This is a genomic window from Bacteroidetes Order II. bacterium, from assembly GCA_016788705.1.
In the GTDB taxonomy this organism is placed as follows: domain Bacteria; phylum Bacteroidota; class Rhodothermia; order Rhodothermales; family UBA2364; genus UBA2364.
The window spans coordinates 168,802-181,032 of sequence record JAEUSQ010000018.1 but is presented as its reverse complement, the minus strand read 5'-3'; the positions used below and the strand labels follow the sequence as shown (position 1 = coordinate 181,032).

Here is a 12,231-nt window from a genome sequence, read left to right as displayed (position 1 = left end):
ATAAAACGTTTATGGTTAAAACAACCAATACATCACATCTCACTATTCTGGTCGTGGATGACGAGGAAGATGTGAACGACGTCATAACCCTTTTTCTGTCTCAGGAAGGTTATAATGTAATCAATGCTTTTGATGGAGAAGAAGCCATAGCCAAAGCCACCAGTGAGGTTGATCTGATTGTTTTGGATATTATGTTGCCTAAAATTGATGGCTTCGAAGTGTGTCGTCGCCTCCGTTCGCGCGTAGAAACGGAAATGATTCCTATCATATTTCTGAGTGCAAAAGGCGAAGAAGAAGACCATGTACGTGGTCTTATGCTTGGTGCAGATGTTTATTTGACCAAGCCTGTATCTCCACAAGTATTGGTCGCCAATGTCAAAGCGGTTATTCGACGAGCTGGTGTTGAAGAGAGTCGTACCCTTACCGTGAAAGACCTCACCATCTTCGAGGAAGAATACCGCGCAGAATACCATGGCAAAGATTTAGGCCTCACGCTCACCGAATTTGAATTGCTGATGTATTTAGTACGTCACCCACGCAAAGCCTTTACGCGCATCCAATTACTTGATACCATTTGGAAAGATGCCATGATGGTCACGGAAAGAACCGTAGATGCCCATATCAAAAACCTACGTGAAAAACTGGGTACTTTCTCTAAATACATTCAAACCGTTCGTGGGGTTGGATATCGTTTTGTCGAAGAGGAAGTAGGTGAAGACGATGCTCCATTCGAAAGGAAATGATCCTTTAAAAGAGACCTCCTTCGATACACCTAATCGGTCTGTGTTACTGGCTTGGCTGACAAAATTTACTTTTTTGCGTCGAGCCAGTACACAATCATGGTTGGTCGCAACCAATCTTTTATTCCTCATTGCGATATCTTTTTCAATAGCGCTATTTATTCATTTCTATAGCACTCCTCGACTTAGGCAAATTGAAATCACCGAGACCGAAAGACAAGCAGCATACTTAAAAAATATGCTCACAACTGCTCGCACCGTAGCAGACGTTCAAACACAATTGGATATGGTTTCAAGTATTTCGGGTGTCCAAACTTTGATCGAATTATCGAATGGACTTGTAATTCGTTCGCACAATTTTCAGGTACTTCCAAAAGGAGCCTCCATAAACCATAAAATACTTTTCCCTCAATTAAGTGGGTATCCTAATGGAAATCTGAAGGTATATTATGGTCACTCACTCTTTTTTTATGAGGTTAATCGAAACGGGAATTATATCCTGCTTTTTGCTATTCTTATTTCTATTACGCTCGTTTGGATGGCTAGTTGGCTGGCGTCTCATAAAATAACGCAGCCCTTACAGAAAATTATCCTGACCGCACGTAAGATTAATGCAGGACATCTGGATGAAGAGATCAAAATTGATACACAGGCAGCCGAAATTCAGGATTTAGCCGAAAGTCTAAACTTGATGTCCCGACGCTTCCGTCTAGATATTCTCGAACTAAAGCGCTTAACACGCTTCCAAAATGAGTTCATTGGAAATGTGAGCCACGAGGTCCGCAACCCTATTTTTTCTATTGGTGGTTATTTAGAAGCACTCGCGTCTGACAACCTGACGCCCAAAATGCGCCAAATGTATGTGGGGAAAGGATTAAATAATGTTCAACGTTTAAATAGCTTATTCTCGGATTTGCTCGAAATTGCACGTTTGGAATATCGCGAAGAGACCATTAAGCCAAGTCAATTTGATTTGAAGTCTCTTTTAGACGAAGTGGCGGATGAGTTAGACTATTTGGCAAAGGAAAAAACTTTAGATTTGGTGGTGGATAATGAACACCAGCAAGTGTTTGCAGACAGAAGCCGGATTAGGCAGGTATTGACGAACCTCATCCACAATGCTTTGAAATATACCGATCATGCCAATGGTACTGTGCGGGTACGTTATCGGCGGAATGGTGATAAGGTACGGGTCGAGGTTATGGATACAGGTAGGGGAATTCCAGAAGAGCATCTCGATCGCATTTTTGAACGGTTTTATCGGGTAGATGCCGCTCGGTCTAGAGCAATGGGAGGTACCGGGCTTGGATTGAGCATTGTTAAACAAATATTAAATGCACATGGCGAAAACATCCATGTCGAAAGTACGGAGGGTAGGGGTTCTCGCTTTTGGTTTGAATTACCCATTTCTGCGTCTGCTTTGTCTTCAAATTCAAGTTGACCAATTTCCAAGAAGGGCGTTTTTTTGTATATTGTCTTTATAGCCCATACGTTCCCCTAAGCATTGAACTGACCCACCCAAAGGTCATATGGCCATTTGAGTGAAAAAGGAGCGTTTGGCACGCAGACAACCCTTATCATCGTTTCCCGATCTTTTGTCATGCTACAACCTCCTCAATTGGCTACGGATGTGTTGCCACCTTTGCAAGATTCAACCACTCTTTCAACAACAGGCCATTGTGTTGACCTGGTTGCGAATTGCTTTTCCATAACCGATTTTACGAAGGAGCAAGCCCTAAGGGCTTATGAGGTGATGTACACCTCTCGACGCCTCGATGAAAAAATGCTCATGCTACTGAAGCAGAATAAAGGCTTTTTTCATATCGGTGGTTCTGGGCACGAGGCCATACAAATGGCGCTCGGTATGCAAATGGAGATTGGTACAGATTGGGCACATGTCTATTATAGGGATTTGTGTCTCAGTCTTGCAATGGGCATTACCCCGCGAGAGGTTTTGTTACACCATTTGGCGAAAGCCGATGACCCATTCTCTGGTGGACGGCAAATGTCCGAGCATTTTTGTAGCAAAGCGTTAAATATAGTGGTTCCTTCGGCGGAAGTGGGTTCCCAGTTTCTACCTGCTGCTGGTCTTGCCCTTGCCTTAAAGCATCGTAAACAAAAAGGATTGGTGTATGTAGGTTGTGGTGATGGGGCCACTTCGCAGGGTGCTTTTTTCGAGGCTTTAAACTGGGCATCGAGGGATAAAGCCCCCGTGCTTTTTGTGGTTCAAGACAATGGGATTGCTATCTCGGTACCTGTAAAAGACCAAACTGCTGGTGGAAGTGCCTATAAACTTGCCGCAGGATTTGAAGGTCTTGCCCGAATTGAGGTGGACGGTACGGACTTGGCTAAGAGCTATGCTGCGGTATCTGCTGCCCGAAAACATATTTTGGACGGCAATGGTCCTGTAATGCTTGTGGCACAAACGGTCCGTTTGCTCCCTCATTCTTCCTCCGATAACCATGCAAAATATCGGCCTAAAACCATTCTGGAGGCCGAGAAAAAACGGGATCCGATGATCCAGCTTGAACTTCAGTTGATTGAAGCAGGTTTTGCTACCGAACAAGCGTTACATGATCTAAAAAAGCACATTCATAAAGAAATTGACCACGAAGCCCATTGGGCTGCAAAGCAGGCTGATCCTGACCCCAAAACCCTTCATCATCATGTGCTGTTTGATGGAGACTTGGGGCTAAAATATGAACAATCCAAGCCCTCCGGGCCTGATATTGTGGTGGTAGATGCCATTAACAATGCGTTGAAAGAGGAAATGACCCGTGATAAAAACGTCATTGTTTATGGGGAAGATGTGGCGGATGGAAAGGGCGGCGTCTTTACGGCTACCCGTGATTTATCAAAACTTTTCGGACATGACCGGTGCTTTAATTCGCCACTGGCCGAAAACTCAATCATTGGGACGGCGGTTGGGTTTAGTCTTTTAGGATACAAACCCGTTGTGGAAATTCAGTTTGCCGATTATGTATGGCCAGGTCTTCAGGCGATCCGCAATATGGTTTCTACCTTCCGCTGGCGGTCTAATAATATGTTTGAGTGTCCTATGGTTATCCGAATTCCAACCGGAGGCTATATTCACGGGGGGCTATGCCATTCTCAAAATATTGAAGCCTTCTTTGCACACATGCCAGGATTGGTAGTGGTGATGCCTTCCAATGCCGCTGACGCAAAAGGGCTATTAAAAACAGCCATTCGCTCCAAAGACCCTATTTTGTTCTTAGAACATAAATTCCTATACCGTCAACCAGTTGCCAAAACTCCTGAGCCTGATGAAAACTACTTAGTCCCCATTGGGAAAGCTAAATTGGTTCAGGAAGGGAGTGATCTAACAATTGTAACCTATGGCGCGTTGGTATATAAAGCGCTTGCTGTTTCGAGGGCGCTAGAGAAAAAAGGGGTCTCCACAGAGATTATTGATATCAGAACCATTATACCTTTTGATTCGGAAACAGTCATCCAGTCAGTTAAAAAAACCAACCGGGTCATGGTGCTGCACGAAGACCATGAGTTTATGGGTTTTGGGGCAGAAATAGCGGCACAGATTACGCAAAAAGCATTTCGTCATCTGGATGCGCCCGTAAAGCGGGTTGCAGGAACCTTTACTCCTTCGCCATTCTCCGATGTTCTAGAGCGTGCATCACTGCCACAAGATGCGGATATTTTGGCTGCAGCAAACGAACTATTATCTTTTTGACTACCATGACTATGAAAAAAGCCTTATGGCATTCGCTGTTTTTTGGCGCAACTTTTTTTCTGAATGTTGTGTCGCTATTTGGGCAAGCAGTATCGGTATTGGCTCCCACTCACTCTTTTGGTGAAATTCGTGAAGGAACCAAAGCACAACACATTTTTTCCTTTACCAATAAGGGACAAACCCCACTCACCATCCGAGATGTCCGTGCATCCTGTGGCTGTACCATACCCGAATGGACCAGAAAAGGCATTCCTGCGGATAGTTCTGGCCAGATTAAGGTGGTCTTTGATTCCACCGGAAGGCCAGGACCTTTTAGCAAATCGGTCGTAATGACCACTACTGACGGGGAAGAAGTGTTCTTTGGCATTTCGGGCCATGTACTTCCCGTTTCGTTACAAGACAAGCCTCGACAAGGTAGTTTTGCATTTGAACATGAGAAAATAGACCTTGGATTGATTAAGGAGTTAGAGGGGCTTGAAGTGTCGTTTTTGGTTCAAAATTTTGGTACTAAACCTATCAAAATTATAGGTGTCAGCTCAAACGGTATGCCAGTAAATGGAATATGGGAAGCCCAAGCCCTTTTTCCACAAGACCTGTCGCACATTCGGATCCGGCTTACACGTGCTATGGGGACGAGCCAAGGCCGATTGGAGATTCCCATTCTCGTGGAAACAAACGATCCCGATCAGCCCAAAAAATCCCTTCTCATTACTGCTGAACGAGAAGGGAATGGAAAATAGACGATGATAATAAGAATTATTTGATGCCAGCCAAATCTGGGTGTTCATCCACCAAATACTTTTCAAAGCTATTAGGAAAACCTTTTGCCGATAGTTCCGATTTGGCTGCAATAGCCTCTTCTTTGCGGCTATAACGCCCATACAAAACGCGGTACATGATAACGCCTTGGGCTGTCCGAATACTCCGTAAGGTGGCTTGTGGTCCCAATTTCGCTACCACTTTTTCAGAAGAAACTCGGTCTTTTGAAGCAGAAACCTGAATCGCCCATGCCTCGAAGTCTTTTGGAACACGTGATACATATTCGGGGACAGAAGAAAGCACATAGATACGGACGGGTACAACGCCTGGATTAATCATGTCAATTTCTACAGCTGCTCGATAGGAAAGGTCAATAACATTATTAGATCCTCGCATAAACGGCCCGCGGTCATTGATGCGGACGGTCACTTCTTTTTGGTTGTTCTGATTCACCACCCTGACCATGGTTCCCGTGGGTAAATAACGGTGTGCCGCTGTAAAAGCATTTGGATCGAATACCTCTCCTGCTGAAGTTAACCTTCCAGCATAGGCATGTGCATAATACGTAGCCCATCCGGCTGCAAAAGCATCCGCAACTGGAATAGGTGGGCGGCCACGTGTAAAAACGATTGCCTCAGACTCGGAGTTTTGTGGGGGTATTTGATATTCTTCAGTGTAACCACCTGAAAAGGAAGGGTTTGCACTCTTGGTTTGTGCAATGCCCTCTTCGTTAATGAAAACGAAGAGGGCCAAGGCATACAGAAATCGTTTGATCATGGTTGGATAATATTTGGGAAGTAATAGGTTAATCGAAGCCCCCGCAATTATTATTCCAAAACACCTCCAAACGATCTGGTAATAACGATAAATGTGTTCATACCCCTGATAAAGCGGATGCAAGGTCTGCAATCAGGTCTTCAACATGTTCTATTCCCACCGATAATCGAATCAACGAGTCGTGTAATCCAGCTGCATGTCTGATTTCTGCCGGTATGGAAGCATGGGTCATGGTTGCAGGATGGTTTACCAGACTTTCCACCCCCCCTAAACTTTCCGCAAGTGTAAAAAGTCGCGTTGCAGACATGAATTTTATGGCATTTTCTAAGGAATTATTTTTAAGCATAAAACTTAGCATACCACCATAATTTTTCATTTGTTTTTTTGCTAATTCATGTCCTTCATGCGAGGGGAGTCCTGGATAATAAACCATACCAACATTGGGGTGGTCGCGTAAAAATGTCGCGATTTGAAGGGCATTTTGGCCATGTCTTTCCATTCGTACATGCAGCGTCTTGATCCCCCGTAATGTCAGGAAGCAATCCATAGGCCCGGGGACAGCACCTGCAGCTTTAACTTGAAACCGCAGACGCTCTATCCAAGTGGCATCACTGGTACAAATCGCTCCTCCGATTACATCTGAATGTCCTCCCAAATATTTTGTAGTAGAATGGAGTACCATGGTTGCACCCATTGCCAAAGGCTGTTGAAGGTAAGGCGAGGCAAATGTATTATCCACAACAACCGCTATCTCATTTTGAGTCCCTATGGAGGCGATGGCTTTTATGTCCAAAATCCGGATAAGCGGGTTCGTTGGTGTTTCTACCCATATAATGCGGGTTTTTGGTGTAAGAGCGGCTTCGATTTGAGAGATATCGCGCATATCTACAAAACTGAAAGAAAGACCAAATCGTTCGAAGGTTTGCGTAAACAGCCGATAGGTTCCGCCATATAAATCGCTCGTGGCAATGATGTGGTCGCCTGGCCTCAAGGAGCGCATAATGGCGTCGGTTGCTGCAACGCCCGAAGAAAAGGCAATGCCTGTGGAGGCCCCTTCTAATGCTGCCAAATTTTCCTCTAGTGCGGTGCGGGTGGGATTGTGAACGCGGGCATATTCATAGCCTTTGTGAACTCCGGGAGCCGCCTGAGCAAAGGTAGATGTCTGGTAGATAGGCGTCATTACCGCTCCCGTTGAAGGGTCGGGGTGCTGCCCTGCATGAATCGCAAGGGTTTCTACGTGGTATTTTTGCATGTTAAGTGAGGGGTATTGGGAAAAAAAAAGCCGGATCCGGAAAAGACCCAGCCTCATGAACTATAAAAACTCGGTCAGCAGCCTTAGTTGCCTGCACAGGTATATGCTTCCGTAGTTTTGGGGTCTTTGGTTCCCAATATCTGCGCATATATACTAAAAAGAGACTGACAGATTTGTTTGTTGTCCCGCTTTGCGGCAGTATTTTGGGCACGTACTTTTTCTAATAGCGGCATGGCTTTTCTGAAAAATCCATCCCGATCTGCTTTTAGCGTATTAAATTTTTGGGTTTCATCTGGCTTAAGCTCAACCATTAGTTTATTAACGGCTGCTGCTTTGTTGAAATATGCGATTCCAATATTATACACTGCGTTCTCATCCTCGGACTTCAATGCCAAAGCACGTTCCAAAATAGGCATTGCTTCATCGAAGCGGTCTAGTTGAAGCAAAAGGTTGCCCCAGCGAAGCAAGTTGTCAAAATCATTGGGATTTTTGCCATCTTGTGCTTTGTAACTAGCCAAGGCACGGTCTGCCTGACCGGACTTCCGGTAAGCATCGGTCAGCATGGTTGATATTTGCTCATTGGCCGGGAATTTTGCAGATGCGGCTTCCAGTACGCGTAAAGCATCAGTTGCACGGTCTTTTAGAAGGTACAAATAGATATTGCCTAATAGTACATAGGTGTCTTCTTTTGCTTTTCCAGACTTGATTGCTTGTTCATAAGGTGCCGCTGCCTCCTCATATTTTTCCATCTTATAATAGCTCCGGCCCAATAATTCAAACGCATAGGTGGAGTCTGGAAGAATGGTGGTCGCATTTTTGAAGTGTCCGGATGCTTTTTCGGTCATTCCAGCTTGGGAGCTATTGAAGGCATTTACCCCGTCGTTAATTTCAGAGGCCCAAGAAGACAAAGACACCCGTTGCAATTCGACCATTTGTTTGGGGTCCAGTTCACGGGCTTTTCCGATAGCAGTCGCCATTTCCGCATATTTGGAAGCACGTACTTTGGGGTCGTTGGATGCTTTTGCGATTTCGGCAAGGGCCATTGCTTTGTATTTCCAAGCCTCAGCATTATTGGCGTTCGTTTCGATTGCTTTTTCAAACTTGGTCAAGGCTGTTGCATAATCTTTGTTGTTCATATTAAGCTTTCCGCCTTCGACATTGGGGTCACTTGAACAACCAGCCCCCATTGTAAACAAACCCGCTACGATTAATACGAGCAGCAAGTATGGGTTGAGTCTTTTGTACATCTTCAACATGATTTTAAGGATAGGGAAAGGGGAACGTAATGTGCGTTCCGTTGTGGAATGATACAGAAGGTAACGATAAAAAGGAGATAGAACAACGTTCACAATTTAACTTATATCGGATTACCTTTAATCTTAAAAAACAATACACCTTATTACGATAAAAAAATGTAGGGGAATCACCGTTTTATGCAATCCTTCATTCATGTACCCAAAAACCATCCGTTTCCTATTCAAAACCTTCCGTACGGCGTTTTTACCCGCCATAGTACTGCACAACGACATGTTGGTGTCGCCATTGGTGACTGGATATTAGACCTTACCCAGTGTGAAAATTTAGGTCTTTTGCCCCAATTTGGAAAAGAACACCTCTTCCAGGAAGGTTGGCTAAATCCACTTATGACACAACCCCCGTCTGTATGGTCTGATGTAAGAAAATCTATCATGAAATTATTATCAATTGATGGGTCTATTTTAAGGGATAATGCTGTTCTAAGGGGGAACGTTCTCGTGGCACAATCGGCGGTAAACCTGCATTTAGGGGTCAAAATTGGCGATTATACCGATTTTTATGCCTCCATCCACCATGCAAGCAATGTAGGGAAAATATTCCGTGACAAAGACCAGCCTCTTTTCTTAAACTGGAAACATATGCCTATTGGCTATCACGGAAGAACAAGCAGTATTAGGAAATCCGGCGAGCCTTTATATCGCCCCAAAGGACAATTGCAAAACCCAATAACAGGGACGGTTGAATTCGGCCCTTGTTCACAATTGGATTTTGAACTGGAATTGGGAGCTTATATCGGATTTGGGAATGAACTTGGAGAGCCGATCTCGGTCAACGAAGCGGCTCGCTACATTTTTGGATTCACTTTGCTAAACGATTGGAGTGCACGGGACATCCAACGCTTTGAATACCAACCACTCGGACCATTTTTGGGGAAAAACTTTGCTACCTTCGTTTCCCCGTGGGTAGTTCCGATGGAAGCTTTGGAACCGTTTGTCGCTTTTTTTCCTAAACAGGTGGGATTGGCCCGATATTTAGACCAAGATTTATTACCCAAATGGGATGTAGCACTCGAAGTGTATTTACAGCCCCAAGAGGCGACGGATCCTGTTCTCATCAGTCAAACAAATGCAAAAGAATTGTATTGGACGTTTGATCAAATGATTGCCCATCACACCAGTAACGGCTGTAACCTTAGGCCAGGAGATTTGCTCGCCAGTGGCACCATCAGTGGCGAATCTATCGGCTCTTATGGAAGTATGTTGGAGTTGTCCTGGGGAGGAAAATTTCCTATATCCGTTGGAGCCGAAACCCGAACGTGGTTACATGACGGCGATACACTGACGCTACGTGCCTTTGCCCAGAACGATGTTTTTTGCATTGGTTTCGGAGACGTCGTTGGTACCATACTCCCACCAAAGTAAGTTTATACCCCCACCAATTTCTCTCAAAAAAATTTGGAGTAAAACATGCTTCAGAAAAGCGTGATGGTGGGCGCATTGCTCATAAGTAATTTCCTTGTTGTTTCAGCCCAATGTGCATTCTTGCAAAGGGTTCCACTCGAGGAGCGGATTCGGAGTGCTGCCTTCATTGTGGAAGGCCAAGTGATTAATAAAACTTCGTTCTGGGATGACCGGAAAGAAATGATATATACGGCTTATGAGGTTGCTGTTAGACAAATCCTCAAAGGGCTTCCTTCAACGGAAAAAGTTCTCTTGGTGACACAAGGAGGACAAGTAGACAATATAGGGGTGGATGTACACCCCTCTCCTGGTTTGGAAGTAGGAACTCTGGGCATTTATATGGCCCTCGTAACACCTCGAAGAGTTTTATCAAAGACCACGCCAAGTGACCAACCAACAGGTTATATTGGTCCTTTGGAGGTGATTCGTTATGACCCGACAGACCTTGTTCCGGCAGATCCCTTTAACCGATATGAATCGGCGCAAGAACTCTATAAAGGCATTGGTGAGATTACTGGGGAACGTGCCCAATGGATGAAAGAATTGCCAGCGTTTCGATTGCCCGTACTCCATAAACATGTCGCGACTCCCATTATTTCGGGCCTTTCACCCTCGACCATTGCTGGCGGGGCAGATCAACAATTGACCCTTACCGGGTCTAATTTTGGAACGTACAATGCCAGTAACTCGAAGGTGTACTTTAAAAATGTTGATGATGGCGGGGCAACCTACGTTGAAACGCCTTCCAGCCTCATCGTTTCTTGGAGCAATACCCAAATAGTGGTCAAAGTTCCGGCAAAAGCGGGGTCTGGAACGGTTCGGGTTCGAAACAATGATCCCACAACAGGTACATCGTCGGCAGTGGTTTATATCCCTTATGCACATGCCAACCATACACATGGTTACACGGGGAAAATCACCCGACGACGTCTGATAGACAACAATTCGCAAGGAGGGTACACCTTTTCATATAGTACCGCAACGGAAGGCAATGGCGTGAATTTTTACACCCATACAGCAAAATCTGCTTTTGAACGTGCCGCAAACACATGGAGAAACAATACCGGATTTAATGTCTTAAGTGGAGGAAGCTCAGCGCTGAATGTTAAAGCATTTGATGATGTCAGCCTGGTCCGATTTGATAACGACACAAACTTAATTGGATCCGGTATTCTGGGAACAGCAAGTTCTTGGTATTCAGATTTCCCGCCGCTACCGGGGGATACCTATGATATTTCGGTGGTGCTGGAATTGGATATTGTTTTTAGAAGAAGTGGAACAGGGGGCATAACATGGAATTTTGGACCCGGGGCAACCCCGGGATCTCCTACGCAATATGATTTTGAATCGGTTGCTTTACATGAATTAGGTCATACGCACCAACTCAATCATGTCATTAATTTAGCCCAACCAAGTATGTCTCCCCAAGATATGGGTGGCAATCGTCTCCAAACCCCAAATATGGTGACCTCCGTCATGTATTATAGTATCTTAAACAATACAGACTTAAGGACACTGTATGCTGGAGATATAGGAGGAGGGGAAGCTATGATGGACATCTGCACACCTGATTTTGAAGCAGAGTCTGGAGAAACCTGTATGGCGCCCGCCAATTTGCCGATCTCGATGGTCAGTTTTGATGCCAGTATTCAGGAAAAACAGATACAATTAAGCTGGGTAACCATTAGCGAACTACAAAATTATGGTTTTGATGTTGAACACAAAGAAGGAAATAATCCGGATACGCCGTTTAAGGTTATTGGTTTTGTGGAAGGCAGTGGTACAACGGTAGAACAAAAGAACTATCAATTTAATACCACAGGTTTGTTACCCGGCCTACATACTTTCCGGCTTAAGCAACGAGACCTTGGGTTTGGGTTTTCTTACAGCCCACCCATCGAAATTATTCTACCAGGCCAAACGCCATTTGCGGTAACAGGTTTATATCCCAATCCTTTCACTACGCAAGCAACCTTCCGAATGTCTGTACAAAAAGAACAAAACGTCCATATCTCCGTTTTTGACCTATTGGGGCGGAAAATGGCGGACTTATACCGAGACAAGATGTTGGAAAACGAAATCCAGTCGTTTACGATAGATGCTGGCTCGCTGCCTTCTGGTGTTTACTTAATCCGGGTAGCTGGCGAAAGTTTTGGGCATACATTTAAAGCCGTATTGAAGAAATGATTGGTTTGGGATACAGTTGGTCATAAGAAGGTTTATGTCGGAAGGCTTCTTTCAGTTGGGAGAAGCCTTTTTCGGAAACTGTATCTAATA

9 protein-coding genes are annotated in these 12,231 nt (G+C 44.7%); 6 read left to right on the top strand and 3 right to left on the bottom strand.

What is annotated here, in order from left to right; translation table 11 throughout:
* The first annotated feature begins 11 nt into the window (after positions 1 to 11).
* The 4 genes from JNN12_04560 to JNN12_04545 all read left to right on the top strand — a co-directional run bounded on the left by JNN12_04560 (position 12) and on the right by JNN12_04545 (position 5,189).
* Complete coding sequence (locus tag JNN12_04560) at positions 12 to 743, top strand: response regulator transcription factor (protein MBL7977591.1); 732 nt, start codon at positions 12 to 14, stop codon at positions 741 to 743.
* Between the two features lie 235 nt (positions 744 to 978).
* A complete protein-coding gene (locus tag JNN12_04555; protein MBL7977590.1) occupies positions 979 to 2,181 on the top strand; it encodes a HAMP domain-containing protein in 1,203 nt (400 codons plus the stop codon).
* A gap of 159 nt (positions 2,182 to 2,340) precedes the next feature.
* Complete coding sequence (locus JNN12_04550; GenBank protein MBL7977589.1) at positions 2,341 to 4,449, top strand: dehydrogenase E1 component subunit alpha/beta; 2,109 nt, start codon at positions 2,341 to 2,343, stop codon at positions 4,447 to 4,449.
* 5 nt (positions 4,450 to 4,454) lie between these two features.
* Positions 4,455 to 5,189, top strand: coding sequence for a DUF1573 domain-containing protein (locus tag JNN12_04545; GenBank protein MBL7977588.1), 735 nt, complete (start codon positions 4,455 to 4,457; stop codon positions 5,187 to 5,189).
* A gap of 16 nt (positions 5,190 to 5,205) precedes the next feature.
* On the opposite strand, the gene JNN12_04540 is transcribed toward JNN12_04545, so the two are convergent.
* From JNN12_04540 to JNN12_04530, 3 genes are all read right to left on the bottom strand, one after another.
* Complete coding sequence (locus JNN12_04540) at positions 5,206 to 5,985, bottom strand: septal ring lytic transglycosylase RlpA family protein (protein MBL7977587.1); 780 nt, start codon at positions 5,983 to 5,985, stop codon at positions 5,206 to 5,208.
* Between the two features lie 97 nt (positions 5,986 to 6,082).
* Positions 6,083 to 7,237, bottom strand: a complete 1,155-nt coding sequence (locus tag JNN12_04535; protein ID MBL7977586.1) for a cystathionine gamma-synthase — start codon at positions 7,235 to 7,237, stop codon at positions 6,083 to 6,085.
* Positions 7,238 to 7,320: 83 nt separating this feature from the next.
* The gene (locus JNN12_04530; protein ID MBL7977585.1) at positions 7,321 to 8,484 is read right to left on the bottom strand and encodes a tetratricopeptide repeat protein; all 1,164 of its coding nucleotides are present in this window, start codon (positions 8,482 to 8,484) and stop codon (positions 7,321 to 7,323) included.
* Between the two features lie 186 nt (positions 8,485 to 8,670).
* Here JNN12_04530 and fahA point away from each other — a divergent pair, with 186 nt between their 5' ends.
* Together fahA and JNN12_04520 are read left to right on the top strand one after the other, a co-directional pair.
* Positions 8,671 to 9,915 carry a fumarylacetoacetase gene (gene fahA, locus JNN12_04525; GenBank protein MBL7977584.1) on the top strand — a complete coding sequence of 415 codons (1,245 nt, stop codon included), beginning with the start codon at positions 8,671 to 8,673 and terminating at the stop codon, positions 9,913 to 9,915.
* A gap of 45 nt (positions 9,916 to 9,960) precedes the next feature.
* On the top strand, positions 9,961 to 12,141 hold the full coding sequence (locus tag JNN12_04520; protein ID MBL7977583.1) for a T9SS type A sorting domain-containing protein: 2,181 nt from the start codon (positions 9,961 to 9,963) through the stop codon (positions 12,139 to 12,141).
* Positions 12,142 to 12,231 lie beyond the last annotated feature (90 nt).